Genomic DNA, 23,647 nt, shown 5'->3' with positions numbered 1-23,647 from the left:
CCGCCGTGCTGATTCACACGCGGCGGTGATGACGTCACAGGTCAGGCGGGCTAGGCGAACAGCGCCTCGAGCGGAACGAGGTCGACCGCGCCGACGGCATAGCGGGCCAGGATGACACGGGCCACCTCGACGTCGACACCGAGTGGCTCGGCCACGGCGACCGCGCCTGCCTCGTATGCCAGCTCGGTCACCCGGTCGGGCAGGACGCCCGGCGCGAGGAAGAGCTGACCGACGGCGATGTGACGGCGACCGTCTGCGCGGTGAGCGCGTACGGCCTCTCCGGCCGCCGGCGGGACGCTGGACGCGAACGCCGCGATCGTCGGCAGCTTGTGGTGCGCTCCCCATGCCCGAGCCGCCCGGGAGATGGCCGCGTTGGCGATCGGGTCGGACGAGCCGGCTCCAGCCAGCACGAGCGCGTCGAGCTCGCGGACCCGGTTCTTGGACAGGGCCTCTCGGAGTCGTTTGTCGAGCACGTGGAAGAACGCGTTCTCGATGCCGAGCACCTTGGTGGCCTGGATCTTGATGCCCTCGTGACGGGCCAGAGCTGACTTGATCGCGTGTGGAACGTCGACGTTGGCGTGGAAAGCCTCGGTGAGCAGCAACGGGACGACGACAATCTCTTGGTGCCCCTCGGTGACGAGCCGGTCAACGACCTGGTCGAAGTCGGGCTCGGCGAGGTCGAGGAACGCCGGCTCCAGCCGGAGGTCTGGGCGCATGCACGCGACCAACTCCGTAAGGGCGGTGATGGTCGTGGCAGAGCGCGGATCGCGGCTGCCATGCGCAAGAGCAATGAGTGCTGGTGCGGTCATGATGCTGTCCTCCTTCCAGGTGGTGCTGCAGGGGTTGATGGTGACGGGGGTGAGTAGGTGGTGACATCGCTCGGTGCGAGCTGGCCGATGAAGCCGAGGCGAAACGCCCTCAGGCACGATCGACATTCCCACTCGCCGTGCTTCTCGCCGTGGGGACGCAGGTCCTCGTCGGCACAGTAGGGGCAGTGGAAAGGGACGGCTCGTGCACTCATGACGTAACGCTCCCTCGTCGTGACCGAGGCGAACGCGCCACATGGCCGTGCGCGCCGGCACGAAAGGTCTTGGACTGGGGGTCCTTCATCGCAGGACCTCCTCGTCTGCGCGGGCAACCCAGCGGGCGAAGGACTCGGCGTCCTCACGCTGCTCGATGTAGGTCCGCGAGAGCTTCTCGACATAGTCGGGCAGGTGGTCGCCGGTGACCTTGTGCTGGCGGAGCTTGCGGCCGAAGCCGGCCTCGAGCCCGAGTGCCCCACCGAGGTGGACCTGGAAACCCTCGACCTGGTTGCCGTGCTCGTCCATCACGAGCATGCCCTTGAGGCCGATGTCTGCGGTCTGGATGCGGGCGCAGGAGTTGGGGCAGCCGTTGACGTTCACGGTGATCGGTGTGTCGAGCTCGGGGACGCGCTGCTCGAGCTCGGCGATCAGGTCCTTGGCCCGGTCCTTGGTGTTGACGATCGCGAGCTTGCAGTACTCGATGCCGGTGCAGGCCATCGTGTTGCGGCGCCACTGCGACGGACGTGCGTCAAGGCCGATCTCGGCCAGCGCGCTGACGAGCGACTCGACCTTGTCCTCGTCGACGTCGAGCACGAGGAGCTTTTGCATCGGGGTCGTGCGGACGCGATCGCTTCCATGCGCCTCGACGATGTCGGCGACCTGGTTGAGCAGCGTTCCGGAGATGCGACCCACCGTGGGCGCGGCGCCGACGAAGAATTTGCCGTCCTTCTGGCGGAAGATTCCGACGTGGTCAGCAGGGGTCTCGGGCGCCTCGGGTGCGTCGAGATCGATCAGCGAACGTCCGAGATATTCGGTCTCGAGCACGTCGCGGAACTTTTCGACGCCCCAGTCGGCAATCAGGAACTTGAGCCTCGCGCGGGTGCGGAGGCGGCGGTAGCCATAGTCGCGGAAGACGCTGGTGACGGCCTTCCATACCTGTGGGACCTCATCGAGCGGCACCCACACGCCAACCCGTTGGGCGAGCATCGGGTTGGTGGACAGCCCGCCGCCGACCCAGAGGTCGAAGCCGGGCCCATGCTCAGGGTGCACTGCGCCGGCGAAGGCGATGTCATTGATCTGCGGCACGACATCGTGACCGGGGTGTCCGCTGATCGCGGTCTTGTACTTGCGTGGGAGGTTCGAGAACTCCTTGTCACCGATGAACTGGTTCTCGATCTGCTCGATCGCGGGAGTTCCGTCGATGATCTCGTCCTCGGACACACCGGCAACCGGACTTCCGAGGATGACGCGCGGGCAGTCGCCGCAGGCCTCCTGCGTCGACAGGCCGACGGCCTCGAGACGCTCCCAGATGGTCGGGACGTCGCGGATGTCGATCCAGTGGTACTGCACGTTCTGACGGTCGGTGAGGTCGGCGGAGTCGCGGGCGTAGTCGACCGACAGGTCCGCGACGGTACGCAGCTGGGCGAGGTTGAGCTGGCCACCGTCGATGCGTACACGGAGCATGAAGTATTCGTCGTCGAGCTCTTCGGGCTCGAGCGTCGCGGTCTTGCCGCCATCGATGCCGGGCTTGCGCTGGGTGTAGAGGCCCCACCAGCGGAAGCGGCCACGCATGTCGCCGGGGTCGATCGAGTCGAAGCCTCGGTGGGCGTAGATGTTCTCGATCCGGGCGCGGACGTTGAGCGGATTGTCGTCCTTCTTGGATTGCTCGTTGGCGTTCAGCGGCTCGCGGTAGCCCAGGGCCCACTGACCCTCGCCGCGCTTGGGGCGCGGGCGACGGGCTGGTGTGTCGGTGCCGGGTGCTGAAGCCATGAACTTCCCTTGGAAAGGGCACACGGCGATCAGGACAGATTCGTCACGGATGAGGTCGCCGCGCGCCTGGTTTGATCGAGACTGAGTTGATCGAGATCAGTGCAGAGGTCGCGCGTTGATCAGCGACACATCATGTTGCGAGCACGACCGAGGTCGACATGGAGTCGTCCCACGAGCCAGAGGGCCTGTGCAGCAAGCATGTGAAACAGTCTGCGGACATGTCTTCACAAGAACAAGCACCGGTCCCACGATGTGGGACACCTGTCCATATGGTGGGATTTGTCGCCAAGGCGCAGAGGGGAAGTCGGCTCCTGTGTGGCCCGCGTCACTCGTGCGGTACGAGGACGGTCACGGCGTAGGCACCCACGATCGATGCGGCGAGCGTCGATCCGGAGGCAACCAGGGCGACGTCCCACGGCACCAGCCCGGCGGTCGCCAGGCCGATCACCGCGGCGGGATGAAACGCCGTGAGCAGGCCGAGCGGCAGGATCGCACCACTGACCACGGCCGGGATGGCAGCAAGCGATTCGTGCCCATCACCATCGACGCTGAGGGTCGCCCAGGCGCCGATCAGGCCGACCAGCGCGGCGCCCGCGGCGGTGACCACGAGGCCCGGTTGGGCGAAGACCAGGGTGTCGCCGAGCCGATCCTCCAGGGCGAGGGCGGCAAGTCCGCCGATCACGGCGCCGACCGTGTGCGCTGCGATGGCAGGCAGGAGATTGCCCCACGGCTGGCGCCCGACGACCGCGAGGGTCACTGCCGAAGCCGGGTTGGCGAGGTCCAGGGTCGAGCGCTCGTCGGTGGAGTGCAGCAGGGCATACCAGGCGAAAAGCACCACCACGGCGGCGACGGCTGCCACGGCGAGGGTGGCGTCGGCGGCCCTGAGTGCCATCGCCGAGACGAGAGTGAGCAACGCTGACAGCAGCGCCCCCATGGTCAGACGGCGCATTCGCTCTCCAGATGAGGGGGTGGCGCGGGAAAGGTTTCGATCGATGGAACCACCCGACTGGTTGGTGCGCGATGCAGGGGATCCATGTCGCTACGGTAGAGCCATGGTGGTGGAACCGGTAGACCGACCGGGGGTCCCCGAGGCAGGCAAGCGGGTCGTCGCCCGCACGGTCAGCAGCTGCTTTCGATATCGCGTCACTGGTCTGGCTGCCGAGGCCGCATTCTTCGCCATCTTGTCCCTGCCACCGCTGGTCTTCGGCCTCGCGGGGACGATCGGATTCATCGCTGATCGCTATGACGTGGCCCAGGTCGACGTGCTGAAGGACCGCGTCATCCAGCTCGCTTCGCAGGCGCTGACCCCTGACACGGTCGACGAGGTCATCGCGCCGACACTCAACGACGTCCTGGGTGGCGGGCGCATCGACGTGATCTCGATCGGGTTCGTCCTGGCGTTGTGGTCAGGCTCGCGGGCCCTCAACGTCTTCATCGACACGATCTCGATCATCTACGGCCTCGGCGGGCACCGGGGGATCGTCAAGACCCGAGCCCTTTCGTTCGGGCTCTACATCGTCGCGTTGCTGGTCGGCATCATCCTCGTGCCGATGATCCTGGCCGGCCCCCAGGTGGCGGCCGAGCTCCTGTCGGACCGGTTCGCCTTCCTCCGGTTCTTCTACTGGCCCGCGGTGCTGGTGCTCTCGGTCGGGTTCCTCACGACGCTCTATCACCTGGCCGTGCCGGTGCGGAAGCGGTGGCGGGTGGGCTTGCCGGGCGCCGTGTTCACCCTGCTGCTGTGGATCTTCGGCAGCTATTTCGTCCGAGGGGCGCTCGGGTTCTCCACCGGCGGCACATCGATCTATGGGCCGTTGGCGGCACCCATCGCGGTGCTGCTGTGGCTGTACGTCCTGTCGATCGCCGTGCTGATCGGCGCAGCGATCAACGCGGCCGTGGAGCAGGGGCTCGACGACTCGCGCTGGGGACACCGGGAACCGCCGCTGCTGGACAGCCCTGCCCCCTGAGCGTGTCGGGGGGTTGAGGGTGTCGCACGGAGCAGGGCGCGCCGGCGGTGACGCGCCCCAGCTCCGTACTGTGTGCACCGGCGGGGAGGTGTTCACCGGCCGGCTCGTGATCCAACCTACGATCGCGCGCGGCGGTCGGCAACCAACGCGACGTGAACGTCCGGCGACGACATCGAGACCAGCCGTGCTGGCGTGTCTCTGGCCCCTGGATCCAGAGACACGCAGTTCCCATTAGATGGACTTAGACCCCGGGGCGCCTCGTGAATACGGAGATCCGTGCGAATCTCATTCGAGTTGACTAGGGCTGATGCCCTGAATGACTAGGGGACGCAGAAACCGCAGGTCAGAATGTTCTCTGAACTGCGGTTTCGATGTGGTGGGCGATACAGGACTTGAACCTGTGACCTCTTCCGTGTCAGAGTTCTGGGGCACGTTTCAGGGTGTTTCCACAGGTAGCACAATCGCTGCGATTCCAGCAAATATGCACAAACCGAAACAACGTGAAACCAGCAGAAATCCGACTCAATGGCTGTCAAAGTGGCTGTCAAAAGCGAATGCCCCGGGCGTCCTGCGCCCGGGGCTCCGCCTCTCTGACCGCTGCGCCCGATTCGCGGCCAGAAGTCTCTATCAATAGTAGGAATCAGCCACACATGCGCCGATGACCTTGCAGCACGAGCAACTCGACGAGCGACCAGCCATAGAACGATCCCGGCGCCTCTTTGAACGTGCCAGCCTCTATCTCGCGTGCACTGCTCGGATTGCTAAGGCTCCGGGCTGCGCTGCTGATGATGACGGCTGCGAGGTCTTCCTCGCACTTCCCGGCGTCAACTCCGGTCCCGAACCCTCGGCCGCGAACGTAGGACTTCGCGAGGACTGCAGCCTGCTGCGCGTGCTTCGTGGCCTGAACCACTAGCGCATCATCGGAGGGCCATCCCAGATAGTTCAAGACGGTTTGGCCCGTGGGCAGCGGGATCATGGTCAGGCCGGGATCGTGATGCCGGTCAGAGCCACGACGGCCTGCGGATTCACCGGCTTGACGTCGTACCGTGCGACAACTCGCAGCGCCTGCTCGTCATAGTCCGCGTAACGCTCGCGCAGGACAGTGACGGAGGGTGCAAGGTCCCGGGCCACGGCAACCTGCGAGAAGTCCACCAGAGCAGCCCTGCCCGTCGGTGTGGCGCCGGTCGTGTCCGGGATGCGGCCGACGACGACGATCGGAATCCCGAAAGCGCGGTAGACCGAATCCTGCGTCGGGTCCGGCTGGGCAAGGTACCGCTGATCGTTGTCCTTCAAGCCCTTGAGCGTGACGAACTCCCTCGGGGTCAGCACCCACTTGAGCGACGTCATGTTGACGTTGGCCGACAGAGCCTTTGACCATGCTGCGAGCAGCACGTCATAGGTCAGCGGTCCGCCTACGGGCAGCGTCTGAATCCCGGACCAAGCGAACAAGCCTTGCGGGGTCGTGACTCCGTCACCTGATGCTGAGAAGAACTGCTTGTCCAGTTTCGCAGCGACGTCGGTCACGAGGCGCTGCTTGAGGGCTGCATCCAGAGCGATGACAGAAGAGCGGGCGAGTTCGTTGGAAAAGCGCGTGATGACCTTGACGCTCTTCATCGTGCTCGGGAGAAGCGAGACCTCGCCGAAGTCGACATCCCGCTCCGGGATCAACTCGGCTTCGCCTGTCCACCCCACATCAGCGACCGGCGCACCTAGCCCGGGAATCCTCAGCGGTCCGGTCGTGTCGTAGATCCGGGGACCTGCTGCGAGAAAGAGGCTCTGTGCCTCTAGCGGCAGCGTGAGGATCTTCGCCACTTGTTCCGTGGAGAGTTCGGGTGCGGTTACGCGGGTGACGGTCATGAGGGTGCTCCGATGAAAGTAGAGAGTGAACTTCTCTGCTTCTGGCCTCTAGCCATCCGCCTACCGACGATCCGGCACCCGGCCATCACGTCGTGTTGCCACAAGTATCGGCAGGCGGCCTCGAACCTTTCTGAGGCAAACCTGAGAAATCACCACAACTTGTCGCTCCGGCTCATACCCTGTCGCCAACGACATTTCTCTAGGGGAGGAAACATCGCAATGACCCAAACACCTCAGCCGCCAGAAGGCGGCAAGCCGCCTCCGGGGTACTACCCGGACCAGTCCGGCAACTCTCGCTACTGGGACGGCAACGGATGGACCGACCAGATGCAGGCTCCCACCGCATCGCAGCAATCAGCCGCACCACACGCCGGGACCACCATGACGGGCAACCCAAGGGCTGACGCCAAAGCCGCGAAAGCCTACGCGAAGGCCAGCCGTCCGTGGTTCAAGAAGAAGCGTTGGATACTCGCGATCGCCTTACTTCTGATCATCGTCATAGTTGCGGCCACAAGCGGCGGCGGCAGTTCCGATGACGATTCCGCGAGCAACACATCGGACGCCCCATCCGCCTCAACTGAGAAGAAGACTGACGAAGGAAGCAACTCAGGCGAAGAGTCCAAGGACGAACCCAGTGCCTTCGGATCTAGCAAGTTTCCGTTGCAGAACGGTGATTGGCGCCTCGACTCGATCAAGATCAAAGACGATGGTCTCGGAAGCCTCGGCGGCACCGCTCGCATCACTTACACGGGCGACAACGAAGACGGTGGAACGAACATCTTCACTGTGACGCTCTTCAAGGGCAAAGATGCGGTCGGGTCACTACAGGGCAGCGCGAACACGGTTAAGCCCGGAACAGCGGTGACAGTCCAGTTCATTTCGACTGACGAGTTTGTGAAAGGTCCGTACAAGTACGACTTCCAAAACGACCTCTAAAAGCCGAGTCAGCAGTGGCCCTATCCGCCCGGGTGGGGCCGCTGTTGTTCTCGCCTCTCCTCTCACGTTTTCAGAGTGAGCGTGAAGTGAAGTGATTCAGGGCAGGCTAGGTCACCCTCCCCACAGCCACATTCACCTCAGAACGAGGTAGGTCGTGACTGTCCTGACAGTCCAAGTCGTCAGGCCAGACCATCCGAAGATGCTCCAGAGAAAGGGCTTAACCCTCCCCGTTTCGCCACAGTGTCATCTACTCGCCGCCAGCGGTCAGGGTTCCTACGCCTTGACTGACACGACGAGCCTCCTGCGTCGTTTCCAAGCCCGCATCTCCCGATGTTGCTGGGTTGCTGTCAGCAGAAACTCGGCCCTGCGGAGAGAGTATCGGCAAGTGCGTGCACGAAAATGGGTCGACTTCCCGCGATTGCAGCGAAAAGTCGTTGTCGCGCGCGAGCCGATCACCACTAAACGCAGGATCCTCAACGGTCAGGACCCAGTGATGACGGCTGACTCGGCGGTGTCGTGTCCCATCTTCCCGCACGCTAACTGGAGTTCGTCGTACTCGGTGAAACTGCCCCAGATGTAAGGACGATTCATCTCGCACGTGAACGGAACGTCGATACCTTCGTACATCACTTCGGCCTTGAGTTGTGGCGTCCTGTTGTCCGGGTCGGTCTCGCTCCGCAGGGCCGAGATCGTCAGGTACGTCTCTCCGTGGTCGGTGAAGATGCGCCCCTCCGGCCTGATCGTGAACGTGTCGTCCGTGACGCCCATCCTCACGGGGATGGTCCGCGCTCCATCGTCCTTCGTCGCCCCTTGCTCATCGAAGTAGTCCTTCAGCGCAAAGCATCCTGTCATCAGCGCGAACAGCAATACGAAGACGCCGATCAACTTCAGGCAACCCCCGCCACCAGACGGAGTCACCACCTCGGGCTCATTCGCTTCAGTCATTCGCCGATCGTATTGGCGTCAGGCACCAGCCCGCAGCAGTCCAGCAAGATCGACGGTTCCAGCGTCAGAATCTTCACCTCGATGCCCTTGAAGTACCGGACCGCTAACTCTGCTGAGGTGAGGCTTCGCGGCCGCGAGGGCTTCGGCTGCTTCGCGGATGAGATCCGGGCTCGGCATCCCATCCTCGTCTGCGAGATTGTCGGACCACTCCAGCGAACTCGGGTCCTGCAGGATGCTCCCGGCCACCTTTGAGATGACTGCTTCGCGTAGTGCGGTCTCAAGGTCCGTAGCGCGCTTGGACTTGATCCGTCCCTCAGCGGCCTCGGCGCGCAGTTGCTCGACGTACTCCCGGGTGAACGTCTCGGGCTCCGTACGGCCATCCTCGGCCGTCTCAGGCTGCTCCTCGTGCTCCTCGTCAGCCTCAGGCTGCTCCGGCTCCTTCTCGTGCTCGTCCGGCTCCGTGCTCGGCTCCGGCAGGATCTGAGAGTTCTTCGGCATGGGCTTCTCGCTTTCGTTTTGCAGCGGCGCGCTTGCGTTCGCTGATCCTGACTTCCTCGTCTGTTGCAGGCTCCAAGTCACAGAGGCACTGCGGGTGGTCTCGGAACTTGATCGAGATCCGGTAGACGTTCCCGTCTCGCCTTCGGCACTCTTCGCAGGCGTCGGGCTGCGCGACCCAGCGCCACGCAGGGATCTCTGCTCGTCGCATGCGGGCTTGCTTGGTGTCCCGGCCGGTCTCCTCGGCTGCATCCCGGGCGACCCTGCTGCTGCTCGTCTCTACGCCTGTCCAGAACGACAGACGGGCAGTTCCCGCCTCGGGGTCCTCTATGTCTTCCACGGGCTCCTCAGCGCCTTCTAGCACGTCTTCGGGCACGGGCTCGGGTGCGTCCGCTGTGATCGTCTCAGCGGCCTTCTGCAGGGTCTGGAGCACCTCGGGACCCGGAGCGATTCCTAGCGGCTCGATCGGCTCGGGCCAGTTCGTCAGGGACCAGCGGAAGAGGTCGATCTCTGCGAGGCGTGCGGCTCGGATCTTGGCTCCGTAGACGATCGCCGCGAACACTTGCGTGAACGCTTCGCGGGTGATGGTCCCGGCTGCGTATAGGGCTGACAGAGCCGCGACCTTGGCCGCTGCGCTCTCCGCGTTCGCCTGCTGCTCGGTCGTCACAGATTCGCCGCCATCCTGAGCGCGGCCTCAGCGAGCCTTGCTGTCTTGTCGTCGGAGATCTCGTCCGGGCTCATGCCTATGCGCTGCAGTGTTGCCTCGACAGAGAGCAAGCCCTCGGCGTGCAACTTCGTAGCCGCGTCAGCGTCCTGCGCCTGCGTCCGGGTTGCCGGGTCTGCGAACAACGGCTCGACCCGCACTGAGCGGACGGGCACGCCGTCGCGGATCGCGACCATCTGCCGCGCGATGTCTGCGAACGGCTGCCGGACGCTGCGGATCTTCGCCTCAGCCCTCGACACAAGGGAGGTCTCGCGGGCCTTCGTCTCTTCACCGCTGATGGGCTGGCTGCTCATCGAGAGGTAGTGGCTCGGCAGGCCAGACAGTGCGCTGATTTGGTTGAGAAGGATGCCGACGAGCGTCCCGTATCCGCCTAGATCGGCCTGCGCGAAATCGCCAAACTTCGTGTCGGGCTGCTCGGCCTGCCACAGTTTCATGCTCTCGGTGAATGGGTCCTGAGGGTTGCCGTCGGCGTCCTCGACGATCGCGAGCCCGGTCGCCCACCGCTTGGGCCTCGCGTATGCCTCGGAGGTCACGAGTGCGTCCACGAGGGTCTTCACCAGCGCGTCGTTGAGATCTGCAATCTGTGCCATGTCAGAGACCCCGTAAGCCTCGGAGACGCGACCTCGGTTCGTGACCTGATGCAGCGTCAGCACTCCCAGCGGGGACGGTCGAGAGTCCACCTGCGTCCACCCGTCAGCGGGGATCATTCCGCCTTCGGGAACGCCTGCGAGGCTCTTGTACGTCGTGACCTGCCACGGCTCGTACAGGACGCTCCAGCCCTTGCCGTCCTCGGTCCACCGCTTCAATCCTGCGATGCCTTCACGGGTCACGGGATCGCGCTCGATGATGCACTGCGCTGCTGCCTCAGGTGTTGCCATCGGCCCGTCCTCGTTCGCCCACACCGACACGAACCCTCGCCCGCACATCAGCGCATCGGTCACGGCCTGCCCGGAGCCTTCCTCCATGCCCAGCGACTGCCAGCGTTCCCAGAGATCCGCGTCGTGTTGCCCGTTGACCTTGAACCCCACGACCCGGATGCGCTCGGCTAGAGCATCGACCGCGAGGCGGCTTAAGTTCACGTTGAGGTACTTGAGCCGGTCACCTAGGGCTTGCCGATCTTTGACGCTGAGGAACGTGAGCGGCACTTCGCCGTTGTATCGCTGCTCCCAGCCCCGGACGACGTTCGCCTGCTCGTCGAGTTTGCGCGAAAGTCGCGCCACGATCTCGGTCATTTAGAACCCCGCTACACGCCGACGCTGCGGCTTTTGATTGGCAAGGAACAGCGCGCGAGCGTGCCCCATGATTGAGCAAACTGCGAGGTCGATTTTTTTCTCGCTGTCCTTGTTCTCCTTCTGCACGCGGGTGCCTCGCGAGTCCTCGATCACTCGCGCGTTGAGTAGGTGCCGGTTCAAGTCCGCGTCCCCTGAGTGCGTCACGGTCCCGTTGCAGAACGCCTCATACAGTCCGACCGTCGCGGGGGTCATTCGCTGCGCGCTCTGCGGGAACTCCCGAACCGGATAGCCCTCGGTCTGCAACTGCTGCATGCTGCGCGTCCACCGCGCGGGGTCGAAGTTGACCTCAGCGACTCGCCACCGCTTGCAGGCGTCCCGCACGGCCTGCTCGACCTCCAGCACGGGCACCCGCCATCCCTCGGCATGAGCGGTCGGCTCCCACAGACCCACCTTGTCGAAGTGGGGCTCGGTCGAGATCGTTGTGGCTGTGATCGCCGTCGCGTCACCAGAGAACGACCCGTCAACGCTCAAGACGACGTTCGCCCCATCGGCTACGGGCCCGGGCTGCGCGGTCGCCTTGAGGAGATCGGGAGTCAGCCACGAGTCCTCGACGACGTCCAGCCATTGCCCCAGCCGGAGACGACGGAACGCGCTCTCCCGGGTGATCCGCAGACTGCTCCGCATCGCGTCCCGGCTCAGGAAGTCGCCTAGTGCCGGGTTGCTCGACTTCCAGCAATGCAGGCAGTCGACAGGGTGCTTAGGGTCGCTGGTCCATTCACGAAAGTAGAAACTTGGGTCCGGGCTCGTCCGCGCCAGATTCACGAGATCCCACATCACCGATTCCTCGGAGTCCGCAGGCGTCGAGAGCGCGAGCACAAGGCTCTGCTCCCGCTTGCCGGACGCGAGCACCATCGACTCGAAAACCGGACGCGTGACGACGTGCAACTCATCCACGAGACACAGCGACGGGTCCCAGCCCTGCAAGGCTGCTTCCTCAGCCGGAAGCGGCATCAGGATGCCGTTCGTCCCCGGCACCTCGATGCGGTCCTTGAGGATCTTGCAGCGTGCCGACAGTTCGGGACTCAACTCGACCATCCTGCGGGCCATCCCGAAGATGATCCCGGCCTGCCGATAGTCAGACGCGACGACGAGCACCTGCGGCGACTCGACCTCGTCGGCCAGCAGCGCATAGAGCGCGAGCCGTGCACCATTGGCGCTTTTGCCGTTGCCTCTTGGCAGGCTGATGAGCCCTTGCCTCGGACGCGGTCCCTTCGCCGGGAAGATGCCCCGGTCGATCTCCCGCTGCCACGGACGAGCCACGAACGGGCTCAGAGCGTCCTTGCCCTTGGGGACGACGAGGTACCTCTTCGCGAACTTGTCGACCCGTCGGTGATCCCGTGGTCCGAGGTCCGTCAGATCCAGCGGCTCCATGCTCGCCTGCGCCTTAGGACCCGGCTTATGGCTCATCAGAGGGCCCTTAGCGGCCTCCAGCACGGCGCTCACGAGGCCGCTCGCAAGTAAGAGTTAGAAACTTCTCCAAAACCAAACGGGCAGACCCCTTGAGACGTGGTCTGGACCCCCCACCATTGAGCGTGCTCAGTGGTCGAGTGCATCGCGCACCACCTCTTCGAAGTGCTGCTCGAACGCATGCAGCGCCGGGTCGTCGTCGAACGGGTGATGTCCTTCGCGGCTGAACTCCCATTGAGCGTAATACGCCGCTGCTCCGCCGTAGGTGATCCTTCCGCCCCACTCGCTGCCGTAGTGCCACGAGGACACTCGACCACTCGCTGCCAGTTGGCCGGTGTCCTTGTGCACGAACTCCTGCGTCACATCGAACGCGGCCGCGAGCGTGGCATCGAGTGCTGCCACGGTGCGCTCGTCGGGCAGGTGCTCGAACTGCTCCAACTGCCTCTTGAGTGGTCCGACGTTGAGGCTCGACCTCATGTGTGCCTTGCTCATGCAGGCACCTGCTCATTGAGCCATGCCTCATACCTCGGTGTCCCCGGTCTGCTGCTTCCTCTTCGGGTATTGCATGGTCCGCACACGACATCGACCATCTCGATGGTGATAAAGCGACGCGCTGCCTTCGCTGCCCACGCTGAGGGCAGGTGGTCAGTGGTCAGGGTGGCGGGGTCTGTGCTGCCGCAGTCACTGCACCATGGCTGCATACGCCGGGCCTTGAGGCTGAGCCTCTTCCACGCCCCATCTAGCCCGCGCTCATGAGCAGTGGGACGGGTGCGGGTGCGCTCGTGTGCTGCCTTGCGTGCTGCGTCCTTCTCAGCCTGATGGGTGTCACACCGTGACTCATTGGTCGTGTCTGCCCCACAGTCGAGACACGCCTTTGTGAACCCCAACATCAGCCGTTCACCGGCTTCTCATCCAAGATCCGGGCGCGCCAGTGCTGGACCTGCTGGATTGCCTCGTCGCCCATCGTGGCGTGGAGGAGTTGGCACATGCTCGACACGAGCCCAGCAAGGACACCGTCAGGTGTCCGCTCGGCTTCGGCGAAGAGCACGGTGAGGGCTTCATGGTCTGCTCGTAGGCCAGCCTCGATGAGTGCCATCGCGAGCAGGCTTCCGTCGACCTCAGCGGCTGTAAGTCCCTGCTGCTTGCCGCTCACGCTGACACCTCGTAGCGTCCGCTCAAGAGGATTGAGTGCTCTGCTCCGGGGATCTCGATCTCGGACGGCTCATCGCTGCGTAGGCTGCTGCAGACGGCCATCCATCCGTGCGCGAGGTCGTGCAACTCGGCATCTACTCCAGCCCAGACACTCCACGCGCGTGCGGCTGCGTCGTCCTCGACCGGCAGCCCGTCATTATCTCTCTGGCAATCTGCGTACAGATCCACCCGCACGATGCGCTTGACTCGCGTGTGGTGCTGGCTGGTGCCCCACGTGCCACCATCCTTGATGACGAGGTAGAGGCTGCCGGTCCCGTCAATCTTGCCGGGCTCCTTGCGGTTGTAGACCGGGACGCTGACACGATCGGACTCCTGCAGCCGGATGACTGTCGCATGTACGAGATCCATATCAGGCCACCTGCTCTACGCCGTGCTCACGATGGCTGATGCCGTGGAAGTTGGCGCGCTGCTCGGGGTCGTCTCTGATGAGGAACGTGCCCGCTGCCCCTCGCGTCATCACGACCCGGTCACCGGGCTGCATCGGTGAGCCCGGTCCGCTCAGAAGTGCGCCTCTACGATCGGCCTTCTGAAACTCCGTCTCGCTGTCTTCGCTGCGCTCGACTGCATCGAGCAGACACGGCACGTCAATAGCCACCGTGAACCACTCGTAAGCGGCTCGGCCGTCCTCAAAAGTCCGCGCTGACCGCTTGACCGTCGCGCGGTGCTTGAGTACCGAGTAGATCGCCACATCGAAAGTATCGGCCGGTCAGTGCTGCGTTTTCAGACCCAGCCGAATCCTAATGAGACTGACGCCGGACTGCGAGATCCCTAAGATCGACGCGCTCTGCTCCTGAGTCAGGCCTTCGTCGAAGTGTTGCCGCACAACCTGCTCGCGGTGATCGGTCAGCGCGCTTCTCGGTCGGCCCGAGTTGCCGTGGTGCGTCCTTGGCCGGTGCGCTGCTTGCAGACCCATTTCGCGCCATTTCAGCAACACACTGCTAGCGGAGATCCCGACCTCCTGCGAAACGTCGGTGCTGACCCGGCCAGCCGCGAACGCCTCTCGCAGAATCTTGTCCCGAGCCGCATTCAGTTCTCGCGTGAGTTCGGCCTGCCGGTGCCGCTCCATCGCCCGAATCTCGCGCTGCTCGCGCGTTAGAGGCGTCGGTGCCCGGTGCCTTGCTGCCCACGCCTCAGCCAGCGCGATCGTGTATTCGAGGTCCGTGCGGAACGCCTCGACCCCCGCACGCACCAGCCCGCCAAACTGCACGCGGATCTCGTCCTCAGTCAGCCGGTGGTCGGCGGGAGTCAGCAGCACATCGTCAGTATCGTCCGGCTGCGAGCCGGTCCACTTCGCCGACTTCGCCGTACTATGAACATGGACCCACAGAAACAAGAGGAAACGCGCCTCCTCACGCAAGCCGAAGCCGCTCGACTGCTCGGCATCTCCCGCACGACGCTGCACCGCCTCGTCAAGACGGGTGAACTCGGTCAAGTCCACCTCGGACGTGCAGCCCGCATACCTCGGGCTGACCTCGACGCGCTGATCTCTCGAAAGTCCGCCGTGACCTCTTAAGTCCGGCAGACTGAGCGAACCGAGAGAGAAGAGAGAGAACCATGGCAGCACGAATGACCAAGCGAGCGGATGGGCGTTATCAGTACGCGATCCGCTTCACCGACCCGATCACGGGCGAGAAGGATCGGAAGTACTTTACGGGCAAGACTCAGGCTGAGGTACGGGCCAAGGTCAAAGACGCCCGCGAACGGATCGAGGCCGGGGCTCCCGTCAAGGATGCGAGTCGGACGCTGGGGGACTGGTGTGCTCAGTGGCGCGAATCCACGCTAACGGCCTCCAACCGCAAGGACACGACCAAGGCCCTGTATCGCTCGCTGAGCCGCACACACCTCGAACGCGGCCCGCTGAGCATTATCCCGCTGGAGCGGCTCCGAGCCTCCGACGTCGACGCGTTCATCGTGCATCTGCAAGGCCAGAAAAAGGCGACTTCTACCATCGCCCGAATCTTCCACGTACTCCGGATGGCGCTCGACGATGCGGTGCGCGATGGACTCCTAGCCCGTAATCCCTCGCGACTGGTCAAGCAACCCACCGTGATCAAGGGCGAGGCTCGGCACCTGTCCTCGACTGAGGTCAAGGCGCTGCTGCTGGCTGCCAAGGATCGGCGAGCCCATCGGCTGCTGACCCTGATCGCGACGCTAGGGCTCCGCAAGGGTGAGGCGCTCGCGCTCCGCTGGGATGACCTGACCCTGACGGGTGATCACCCTGCGCTGAAAGTGCGCGGCACCCTTGCTCGGGTTAACGGGGCGCTGGTCATTTCTCAGCCCAAGACTGCCAAGTCACGACGGACGCTGCCGCTGCCCGCGTCGGTCGTCGCTCTGCTCAAGGCCCAGCGCAAGGCGCAGGCTGAGGACAGGCTGCGAGCGGGGGACCAGTGGCGCGATCTCGGCCACGTCTTCACCACAGAGACAGGCCTGCCCGTCGATCCGAGCAACGTCCTGCGGGAGATCAAGCGGGCCGCTGAGGCTGCTGGTCTGCTCGACGTCACAGTGCACGCGCTGCGTCACTCTGCTGCTACCTCGATGCTCGAATCAGGCATTCACCTGCGAGGCGTCTCGGACCTGCTGGGGCACTCTGACATCCGCACCACGGCGGAGGTTTACGGGCATCTCTCCGACGAGGTCGCCCGCACTGCGATGGACGGTCTCGCTGCTGCCTTTGACGTCTAGCCTGCAGATGGCTGTCAGGGTGGCTGTCAATCGGCAGTTTCAGAGAATCTGAACTAACTGTAGAAGCAGAAAATCCCTCCGATTGGAGGGATTATCAGGGTGGGCGATACTGGGTTTGAACCAGTGACCTCTTCCGTGTCAGGGAAGCGCGCTACCAGACTGCGCCAATCGCCCGTGCATATTCAGTTGTGATGCTCGAGGTGGGTACGGGATTTGAACCCGTGTAAACGGATTTGCAGTCCGTTGCCTCGCCTCTCGGCCAACCCACCGCTGGATGGGTATGGAGACCCGCTCCGAGCGGACAACGAGATTCGAACTCGCGACCCTCACCTTGGCAAGGTGATGCTCTACCACTGAGCTATGTCCGCAGTGCCTCAAATTGAGGCGACACGAGACTTTAGCCGATTCGGAGCGGCGAACCCAAACCGGGGTGGGTAGCGTGACGACATGAAGACATGGTTGAACGGGCACCTGTTGCAATCGCCGGGCGAACCGTCCATCAGCGCCCTGGATCACGGCATGATCGTGGGCGACGGGGTGTTCGAGACCATCAAGATCGAGGCGGGGGAGCCATTCGCTCTGACCCGTCACCTCGCCCGGCTCGTACGCTCCGCAGAGGGCCTCGGGATCGGCAAGCCGGACATCGCCGCGATCCGCGAAGGAGTCGCCGCGACGATCGAGGGCCAGGAGCTGCCCTTCGGTCGGATCCGGGTGACCGTGACGTCTGGACCCGGCCCGCTGGGTTCACCACGGGGGAGTGATGGCCTGACCCAGGTCGTCATCACCGAGCCGTGTGACCGACCGCCGTCGGTCAGCGCGATCGCGACCGTCCCGTGGCCCCGCAACGAGCGGGGCGCCTTGGCTGGGCTCAAGACGACGTCCTATGCCGAGAATGCGCTGATGGTCGAGCACGCCATCGCCCGGGGCGGGTCCGAAGCGGTCATGCCGAACACCGCCGGCGATCTGTGTGAGGGCACCGGATCCAACATCTTCTATGTGATCGGCGAGCAGCTGATCACGCCGACCCTGTCGGCCGGGCCGTTGGCCGGCGTCACGCGGGCCCTCGTGCTGGAGTGGTGTGCAGGTGAGCTCGACGTCGTCGAGCGTGACGCACCGATCGAGGTGCTCGACACGGCCGACGAGGTGATCCTGGTGGGCACGACTCGTGACGTGCAGGGGATCTCTCGCGTGGATGGCCGCGAGGTCGCAGCGCCGGGCCCGGTGACGCAGCGCGCCCAGGAGATCTGGGCTCGTGAAGCCGCGAAGAACGTCGATCCCTAGGCGGGGCACATTCGCTGGTCGGAAGGCCGGTAGGTTAGGGTTTCTGACGCACGCGGGCGATTGGCGCAGTGGTAGCGCGCTTCGTTCACACCGAAGAGGTCACTGGTTCGAACCCAGTATCGCCCACCCAGATTTGCCCTCCAATTGGAGGGTTTTTCTGTTATCCGCTCTGGCGCGAGGAACATATGAGGAACCTTCCCGCCATGTGAGACGACTTTCTTCTGTCGACGGTGCTCGGTTAGTCCTCGTCGGGGTCGCGCAACTTTTCGTTGAACGCGTCTGCGATCGTCTGGAAGTCGTCGCTTTCCACTCTCTGCTCGTCCAACACTTCATATCCGTCGGCAGTTCGCTTCACTCTCAGGATGTTGAAAGAGCCATCTTCGGTGAAGGTCATCTGAGTCATTGGGGAGGCTCCGTAGATCTCTTCCTCTTCTAAGGGATGGGTGTACCGAACGTTGGTCACAGGGGTCCCCTCAGTCGGCAACCCGACCGCGTACACGTCGAAAGTCCCGTCGAAAAGTTCCATGATCCACGCCACCGACGACATCCCCTTATCGGCGTACTGGGAGGCCATGAAAGACGCTGCCCGAGTCATCATCATCGTGTCCTGACTTGGCACGTTGAGGATAGTTGCGTCCGTCGTATCGGCAATGAAAACCCGTCGAAGACCGGGCCTCTCGTCGATGACAGTTCGAAGGTTCTGCGATTCAAGAAGCAATCGGTCAAACATCTCCGACGACTCGTCCTTGCGGTCGAGCATCGTGTCGGTCGTTATCCGTCTCAGGATGTTGAGGGCGTCCTGCACGGCTTGAATCGTCGCGTGATGGCCTCCCTCAGGCATGGATGGCCGTAACCTCTGCGCGTTCCGGGTGACGTTATTGACCGCTGGCCCGATCTCGTCCAGCCCGAGAACACTCAACTGTGAGGCCGCGCTGAGTAGAGGAATTATGCCCTTCCTGAATTCATTGACGATGGATCGATATCGCTGAATAGCGTCCGGCTCCCAGTCCTCCGCCCTCCCATCTTCAAGTCGATGGTCTGGATACTCTGCTCCCCACAAGTCCCAAGCCTCGACCATCTTGTCCACGTAGGCGATCGCGTTCGCGTCCAACTCCGCAACAAGGCTGAGAATTCGGTCTCGATCACGAACCGCTTGTTCGCGGTCGAACTTCGCTTGCTCTGTATCGACCTTCCGCTTCTCGATGACGAAGGAAGTCAGGAAGGTCAAGAGGCCACCCGCCAACACTCCCAAGAGTGCTGACCACCAAGGGGCGTCGGTTGCAGTCAAGAAGTCCGGAAGTTTGGCGACGATCTGCGCGGGCATGCGTTGATTCTGCCCGAGTTCATCGGTCTACTTGCGAGCCCGGTTGAACATGTTTGCGACTGTGCTTCCGGAAGGAGCATCGCGCGACCAATCTGCGCATAGGTCAGGCCAGTCGATCGCATCTTCACAGCTTCCTTGCGCTCCGAAACAAGGTGCTCTGCCGTCCGAGTTTCGACGTATGACGGTTCCTCGAACTGGCCTTCCCAGATTGAGATCCCGCCTTTGCTCATCCATGGCATAGAGACGTCAGTCCCGACCAATCGTGTGGTCTCGGATCGCGTCGATGATCTCTTGACGAACCTTCATCGGCAGGCGCATCAGGGGCGCTTTGGGTTCTGCCCTTTGCGACTTCCGTACTGGTGCAGGCGGGCGACGGGATCTCGTGAGCCGAATCGGAACGTGTCCTGAGTCCGTTCGTCGATGGCGTACTTGCCGTCGCCTGTGAACGACTTCAACAACTCACCCGTGAGCACCATGGCCGAGTTTGGCGCGTGCTTGTTCTTCCAGAGTGCGTACTTCGCGTCCAGTTCCTCCCACGGAGCATGCGTGGCACTCGGCCAGTGAAATCGCCCGCCTTCAGTCGCGACTGAACCGCCCCCCGCCACGATCGCGACTACGACTTTCACTCAGCGTCGCGCCTTCAGAATGAAGGCGAGCACGGCTGCTCCAACGCCGTTAGCGCGAGCGTCCTCTTCAGACCAGTTCCCCTCGCCAGCTCCCGGTTTTCCACATCGAGGTCGTGCCCGGAGGTATGTAGCGGAATCGGTTGACACGATGCGCAGCATGGGTAAGTGTCTGTTCTGTATGGCTATACAAATGTTTACCGAAGTGTGGAGGATGACGGTGGAGCAAGGCGTAGAGACGGCTGTCGACTCAGGCGCTCTTGAGCTGGGCGCACGAATCCGGAAGTTTCGGAAGATGCGTCGATTGTCACTCCGCGAGCTCGGTGGCACGGTCCAAGTCAGCGCTGGCTTCCTCAGCCAGTTGGAGCGGGGCGAGGCGAACGCCAGCGTCTCGACCCTGCGAAGGATCGCGGGTGCTTTGGGACTCGCTGTGGCTGACCTCTTTGAGGGAACCGAGCGAAATCACGCGCAGGTGCATCGAAAGGGCGATCGGCCGAAGCTCAAAGCAGCAGACGGGATGACGAAGTACTTGCTCTCCCGTCCACCGCTGCACCACATCGAGGTCTACCAGGCTGACTTCGTGCCGGGTGCCTCGACCGGCGCCCGCGCCCTCCGTCACGGATCCAGCCAAGAGTTTCTGGTCGTGATGCACGGCGACGTAGAGCTCGAGCTCGGCGACAAACGATTCGCCCTCCACGAAGGCGACAGCATCGAGTACGAGTCGTCGACACCCCACCGGGTGGTCAACACAGGAGATGACGACGCCGCAGTCCTGTGGATCATCAGCCCGCCGGATCACGAACGCCAACTGTCCGGCGGCGGAATCGACAACCACACGAATGGAAGATCGCAGTGAGGACAACACGAGCCATGGCGCATCGCGATGTCGCGCACAGAGCTCTGCTCTCCGCGCTGGGCGGCGCCTCCGTCGAAGCCGACAACTTGATCTCGGCGGGCGTCTAGATGACGTCGCAGGCAACCGGTGAGAACCTCGGACGGACACCCGGCTTTGTCGACGGCGATGTGTCGTTCTGGTATCGAGACATCGGCGTCCCACAACGTCGGCCCGCGTTACCGGGCAATATCGATGTCGATGTTGCCATCGTGGGCGGGGGACTGACCGGCCTCTGGACTGCTTACTACCTGAAGTCAGCTCAGCCAGACCTCCGCATCGCAGTGATCGAGAAGGAGTTCGCCGGGTTTGGCGCGTCGGGCCGAAACGGAGGTTGGCTCAGCGCCGAATCCCCGGGTCAGCTGACGCGTTATGCCGCTACCCACGGCCACGACGCCGCAGTCCGCATGCAGCGGACGATGTTCGATGCCGTCGACGAGGTGATCCGCGTTGCCACCAAGGAGGGGATCGAGGCTCATATCCAAAAGTCCGGCCTCCTCCACGTGGCGACGAACCGAGCCCAGCACGCCAGGTTGCTTCACAAGCTGCCCGAGCTGCGCCACTTCGGCTGGGGTTCCGACGATCTCAAGATGCTGGATGCAGACGAGCTGCGCGCGCGAGTCAGCATCCTTGGCGGAATCGGGGCTTCGTGGAGTCCGCACTGTGCACGGATTCAACCAGCACTGCTGGTTCGGGGCCTTGCCGACGCCGTGGAACGTATGGGAGTGCGCATCTATGAGGGCACTGCCGTGCGTGACATCCGGCCTGGTGCTGCCCTCACCGATCTCGGCACGGTGACGGCACCGTATGTCATCCGGGCTTTGGAGGGTTTCACCGCAAATCTGACCCGGATGCGGCGGACATGGCTGCCGATGAGCAGCAGCATGATCGTGACCGAACCACTCTCGAGCCAGACGTGGGAGCGCATCGGGTGGAGCGGGGCAGAGCTGGTTGGTGATGAGGCGCACGGGTTCGCCTACGCGCAACGGACTGAAGACGGGCGGATTGCACTGGGTGGACGCGCTGTGCCCTACCGGTATGGGTCGAGGACTGATCGGCGAGGCGAGACGTTGGGCAACACGATCGAGCAGCTACAGGCGGTGATGGGCAGGCTGTTCCCGGCTGCGAACTCTGCGGGCATAGATCATGCGTGGGCGGGCGTCCTCGGTGTGCCGCGAGACTGGTGCGCCACGGTCGGGCTCGACGAGGGGACCGGGCTGGGATGGGCCGGCGGTTACGTCGGCCACGGCGTCACCTCCACCAACGTGGCTGGTCAGACCCTGGCAGACCTGGTGCTCAAGCGGCAGACAGATCTGGTGACACTCTCGTGGGTTGGGAGACGGGTCCGCAAGTGGGAGCCGGAACCCATTCGCTGGATCGCGGTGCGCAGCCTCTATCACACCTACCATGCTGCCGACCGGCACGAGCGAGCCTCTGGCTCGGCGCGCACATCGTCGATCGCTCGGGTGGCAGACAAGATCACCGGCCGCTAGCCGAGCACCTGGTCCGACAGGCGAGAGGCGGGTCGGCGGTCAGGGCCCGTCGGGCTCAGGCGCGTGCGGGTCCGTCGGCATGACGGTGGAACCACCGTCAGGGTCCCCCGCAGGCAGGATCTCGGGTTCATCCGACGGGTTGGCCTCGGGCTCGAAGGGTGTCTCGCTCATGGCGTTCTCCTCATGAAGGGGCCGAGATCGGCGGGCCGATAATCTGCGTAAGAAGATCGGCCCGCGCGGATCTCGACCACCGGTCGAATTCGACAATTACCCCGTCTGTCAACGAGCAAACCCAGTAACTGTGAGTTACTTCACTCCTATTGATGGTGTGGGACAACAAATTGGTGGCTAGATTGAAGGCCTGCGCCAGCAGTACGGGATAAAAACTGTCACCTCAGTGGAGTTCCGGGAACAAATCCAGGGGAGTTCGGCAAACGTGTTCACAGAGAAAGAAGTCACGCCATCGGGCGAAGTGGCCCTCGAAGAGCTCGACGACAACGAGCTCCTCGACCTCACCCGGCAGGAGAATGCAGGGGCCTACGCGGTCTTGTATGACCGCTACGTCTACTCCGCCAGGCGACTCGCCCGGCATCTCGGTCAGCGTGAGGAAGCCGATGACGTCGTCTCGGAGTCCTTCGCCCAGGTGCTGGACCTCCTGCAGCGCGGGAAGGGTCCCGATCGCGCCTTCCGTGCCTATCTCTTCACCACGATCCGCCATGAGAGCGGACGCCGGGCCAAGGCGAACAAGCGGGTCATGCCGACCGACGACGAATCGCAGATCGATGCGACCGTCTCGTTCGGCGGCGGTCAGCTCGATGAATTCGAGAGCTCGGCCATCCGTGCGGCCTACGAGTCGCTGCCCGAGCGCTGGCGCACCGTGCTGTGGCATCTCGACGTTGAGGGTCTCAAGCCCAACGAGATCGCGCCACTGCTCGACATGAAGCCCAACAGCGTCTCGGCGCTGGTCTATCGGGCGCGCTCGGCGCTGCGAGACGCCTACCTCCAGCAGCACGTCAACCATGGGGACGAGCCGCGTGCGCGCACCTGCCGCGAAGTGCGGCGTGGTCTTGCCGCGGTCGTCAGGCGTACCGCGGGCAACCGTGAGCAGGAGAAGGTGCACAGCCACCTGCAGTCCTGCGAGGACTGCATGGCGGTCTACCTCGACCTCCACGAGGTCAACCGGGACGTCGGCTCGATCGTTTCACCGGTTGCCCTCGCGGCTGCTGTCGCGGGCGGCGGCATGCTGGTCGCCGCGCACGCAGGCAGCGCCGTCCTCGCGCACCTCGTCGTCGCCGCGAAGGGCGCCCTTGTGGCTGCGTCGGTTCCGGCCGCCGCAGTCGCACTGACAGTTGGCACCGCCGGCTGGGCCTCGACACATGTGGACACGCCGAGATCGGCGAACTATGAAAACAGTTCATCGGTCGCCACCGACCGCGCCCTGACGTCGGCTTCGCGGCCGGTCGTGCAGGACGAACGACGCAGCGAGCGTCCAGCGCCCGATCCGGCAAGCAGCTTGCCAACGAAGGACGTGCCCACGCGGGCGAAGCCCACGACCTCCGCCAGCGGTCAGACGCCTCTGCCCTCGATTCCTTCGGTCGATCTCGGAGAAGGCGATGTCTCGATCGACGCCGAGGGGGTCACGGCCGGTCCCCTCGCGATTACTCCCCAGTCGGTCAAGGACGGACTGGACCGTCTCGGTTCTTCGTTGACAAAGTAGCTTCCACGAGA

General features: G+C 63.8%; 23 protein-coding genes and 4 tRNA genes. 8 read left to right on the top strand and 19 right to left on the bottom strand.

Features of this window, described 5'->3' with window-relative positions; genetic code table 11:
• Window positions 1–50 precede the first annotated feature (50 nt).
• The 3 genes from WKF39_RS05900 to WKF39_RS05890 form a co-directional block, all read right to left on the bottom strand.
• On the bottom strand, window positions 51–809 hold the full coding sequence (locus tag WKF39_RS05900) for a sirohydrochlorin chelatase (protein ID WP_340386307.1): 759 nt from the start codon (window positions 807–809) through the stop codon (window positions 51–53).
• A 297-nt stretch (window positions 810–1,106) separates the two neighbouring features.
• Window positions 1,107–2,792: a nitrite/sulfite reductase gene (locus WKF39_RS05895; RefSeq protein WP_340386306.1), complete on the bottom strand. Its 1,686-nt coding sequence runs from the start codon at window positions 2,790–2,792 to the stop codon at window positions 1,107–1,109.
• Window positions 2,793–3,117: 325 nt separating this feature from the next.
• Window positions 3,118–3,741: a hypothetical protein gene (locus tag WKF39_RS05890; protein WP_340386305.1), complete on the bottom strand. Its 624-nt coding sequence runs from the start codon at window positions 3,739–3,741 to the stop codon at window positions 3,118–3,120.
• Between the two features lie 103 nt (window positions 3,742–3,844).
• On the opposite strand from WKF39_RS05890, the gene WKF39_RS05885 reads away from it, so the two are divergent.
• Window positions 3,845–4,756, top strand: a complete 912-nt coding sequence (locus WKF39_RS05885; RefSeq protein WP_340386304.1) for a YihY/virulence factor BrkB family protein — start codon at window positions 3,845–3,847, stop codon at window positions 4,754–4,756.
• A 978-nt stretch (window positions 4,757–5,734) separates the two neighbouring features.
• Here WKF39_RS05885 and WKF39_RS05880 read toward each other — a convergent pair.
• Window positions 5,735–6,613 carry a phage major capsid protein gene (locus tag WKF39_RS05880; protein WP_340386303.1) on the bottom strand — a complete coding sequence of 293 codons (879 nt, stop codon included), beginning with the start codon at window positions 6,611–6,613 and terminating at the stop codon, window positions 5,735–5,737.
• Between the two features lie 219 nt (window positions 6,614–6,832).
• Between WKF39_RS05880 and WKF39_RS05875 the strand changes: the two genes are divergently transcribed.
• The gene (locus WKF39_RS05875; protein ID WP_340386302.1) at window positions 6,833–7,549 is read left to right on the top strand and encodes a DUF2510 domain-containing protein; all 717 of its coding nucleotides are present in this window, start codon (window positions 6,833–6,835) and stop codon (window positions 7,547–7,549) included.
• 480 nt (window positions 7,550–8,029) lie between these two features.
• Here the strand turns inward: WKF39_RS05875 and WKF39_RS05870 are convergent, their stop codons facing one another.
• The 10 genes from WKF39_RS05870 to WKF39_RS05825 form a co-directional block, all read right to left on the bottom strand.
• Window positions 8,030–8,494 (bottom strand): hypothetical protein, encoded by a 465-nt coding sequence (locus tag WKF39_RS05870; RefSeq protein WP_340386301.1) that lies wholly within the window; start codon window positions 8,492–8,494, stop codon window positions 8,030–8,032.
• An 18-nt stretch (window positions 8,495–8,512) separates the two neighbouring features.
• Window positions 8,513–8,992, bottom strand: a complete 480-nt coding sequence (locus WKF39_RS05865; protein WP_340386300.1) for a hypothetical protein — start codon at window positions 8,990–8,992, stop codon at window positions 8,513–8,515.
• On the bottom strand, window positions 8,916–9,656 hold the full coding sequence (locus WKF39_RS05860; protein WP_340386299.1) for a hypothetical protein: 741 nt from the start codon (window positions 9,654–9,656) through the stop codon (window positions 8,916–8,918). Before WKF39_RS05860 ends, WKF39_RS05865 begins: the two co-directional genes overlap by 77 nt.
• Window positions 9,653–10,945 (bottom strand): phage portal protein, encoded by a 1,293-nt coding sequence (locus tag WKF39_RS05855; protein ID WP_340386298.1) that lies wholly within the window; start codon window positions 10,943–10,945, stop codon window positions 9,653–9,655. Before WKF39_RS05855 ends, WKF39_RS05860 begins: the two co-directional genes overlap by 4 nt.
• Window positions 10,946–12,412 carry a terminase large subunit gene (locus WKF39_RS05850; protein ID WP_340386297.1) on the bottom strand — a complete coding sequence of 489 codons (1,467 nt, stop codon included), beginning with the start codon at window positions 12,410–12,412 and terminating at the stop codon, window positions 10,946–10,948.
• A gap of 129 nt (window positions 12,413–12,541) precedes the next feature.
• Complete coding sequence (locus WKF39_RS05845) at window positions 12,542–12,904, bottom strand: hypothetical protein (protein ID WP_340386296.1); 363 nt, start codon at window positions 12,902–12,904, stop codon at window positions 12,542–12,544.
• 397 nt (window positions 12,905–13,301) lie between these two features.
• Complete coding sequence (locus WKF39_RS05840; protein WP_340386295.1) at window positions 13,302–13,565, bottom strand: hypothetical protein; 264 nt, start codon at window positions 13,563–13,565, stop codon at window positions 13,302–13,304.
• Entirely contained in the window at window positions 13,562–13,972 is a 411-nt protein-coding gene (locus WKF39_RS05835) for a hypothetical protein (protein WP_340386294.1), read from the bottom strand. The genes WKF39_RS05840 and WKF39_RS05835 overlap by 4 nt, the downstream gene beginning before the upstream one ends.
• Window position 13,973: 1 nt before the next feature.
• Window positions 13,974–14,312: a hypothetical protein gene (locus WKF39_RS05830; RefSeq protein WP_340386293.1), complete on the bottom strand. Its 339-nt coding sequence runs from the start codon at window positions 14,310–14,312 to the stop codon at window positions 13,974–13,976.
• A gap of 18 nt (window positions 14,313–14,330) precedes the next feature.
• Complete coding sequence (locus tag WKF39_RS05825) at window positions 14,331–15,056, bottom strand: hypothetical protein (protein WP_340386292.1); 726 nt, start codon at window positions 15,054–15,056, stop codon at window positions 14,331–14,333.
• A 122-nt stretch (window positions 15,057–15,178) separates the two neighbouring features.
• On the opposite strand from WKF39_RS05825, the gene WKF39_RS05820 reads away from it, so the two are divergent.
• Complete coding sequence (locus WKF39_RS05820; protein ID WP_340386291.1) at window positions 15,179–16,306, top strand: site-specific integrase; 1,128 nt, start codon at window positions 15,179–15,181, stop codon at window positions 16,304–16,306.
• 100 nt (window positions 16,307–16,406) lie between these two features.
• Here the strand turns inward: WKF39_RS05820 and WKF39_RS05815 are convergent.
• The 3 genes from WKF39_RS05815 to WKF39_RS05805 form a co-directional block, all read right to left on the bottom strand.
• Window positions 16,407–16,480: transfer RNA gene (locus WKF39_RS05815), tRNA-Val, on the bottom strand.
• Between the two features lie 24 nt (window positions 16,481–16,504).
• Window positions 16,505–16,575 (bottom strand) — tRNA-Cys (locus WKF39_RS05810).
• A gap of 27 nt (window positions 16,576–16,602) precedes the next feature.
• A tRNA-Gly gene (locus WKF39_RS05805) sits at window positions 16,603–16,674 on the bottom strand.
• Between the two features lie 79 nt (window positions 16,675–16,753).
• Here WKF39_RS05805 and WKF39_RS05800 point away from each other — a divergent pair.
• Both WKF39_RS05800 and WKF39_RS05795 read left to right on the top strand, forming a co-directional pair.
• On the top strand, window positions 16,754–17,587 hold the full coding sequence (locus WKF39_RS05800; protein WP_340386290.1) for an aminotransferase class IV: 834 nt from the start codon (window positions 16,754–16,756) through the stop codon (window positions 17,585–17,587).
• A 54-nt stretch (window positions 17,588–17,641) separates the two neighbouring features.
• Window positions 17,642–17,713, top strand: a tRNA-Val gene (locus tag WKF39_RS05795).
• 112 nt (window positions 17,714–17,825) lie between these two features.
• Here WKF39_RS05795 and WKF39_RS05790 read toward each other — a convergent pair.
• Window positions 17,826–18,911 carry a hypothetical protein gene (locus WKF39_RS05790; protein ID WP_340386289.1) on the bottom strand — a complete coding sequence of 362 codons (1,086 nt, stop codon included), beginning with the start codon at window positions 18,909–18,911 and terminating at the stop codon, window positions 17,826–17,828.
• A 783-nt stretch (window positions 18,912–19,694) separates the two neighbouring features.
• Between WKF39_RS05790 and WKF39_RS05785 the strand changes: the two genes are divergently transcribed.
• Both WKF39_RS05785 and WKF39_RS05780 read left to right on the top strand, forming a co-directional pair.
• Window positions 19,695–20,390 (top strand): XRE family transcriptional regulator, encoded by a 696-nt coding sequence (locus WKF39_RS05785; protein ID WP_340386288.1) that lies wholly within the window; start codon window positions 19,695–19,697, stop codon window positions 20,388–20,390.
• A gap of 107 nt (window positions 20,391–20,497) precedes the next feature.
• Window positions 20,498–21,919 carry an FAD-dependent oxidoreductase gene (locus WKF39_RS05780; RefSeq protein ID WP_340386287.1) on the top strand — a complete coding sequence of 474 codons (1,422 nt, stop codon included), beginning with the start codon at window positions 20,498–20,500 and terminating at the stop codon, window positions 21,917–21,919.
• Window positions 21,920–21,958: 39 nt separating this feature from the next.
• Here the strand turns inward: WKF39_RS05780 and WKF39_RS05775 are convergent, their stop codons facing one another.
• Window positions 21,959–22,090 carry a hypothetical protein gene (locus WKF39_RS05775; RefSeq protein WP_340386286.1) on the bottom strand — a complete coding sequence of 44 codons (132 nt, stop codon included), beginning with the start codon at window positions 22,088–22,090 and terminating at the stop codon, window positions 21,959–21,961.
• Window positions 22,091–22,355: 265 nt separating this feature from the next.
• On the opposite strand from WKF39_RS05775, the gene WKF39_RS05770 reads away from it, so the two are divergent.
• Window positions 22,356–23,636 (top strand): sigma-70 family RNA polymerase sigma factor, encoded by a 1,281-nt coding sequence (locus tag WKF39_RS05770; RefSeq protein WP_340386285.1) that lies wholly within the window; start codon window positions 22,356–22,358, stop codon window positions 23,634–23,636.
• The last annotated feature ends 11 nt before the right edge of the window (window positions 23,637–23,647 follow it).

Origin of the sequence: Aeromicrobium sp. (assembly GCF_037719875.1) — a bacterium.
In the GTDB taxonomy this organism is placed as follows: domain Bacteria; phylum Actinomycetota; class Actinomycetes; order Propionibacteriales; family Nocardioidaceae; genus Aeromicrobium.
Note: the sequence above shows the minus strand (reverse complement) of the source record. Positions and strands in the feature narration are given on the sequence as shown.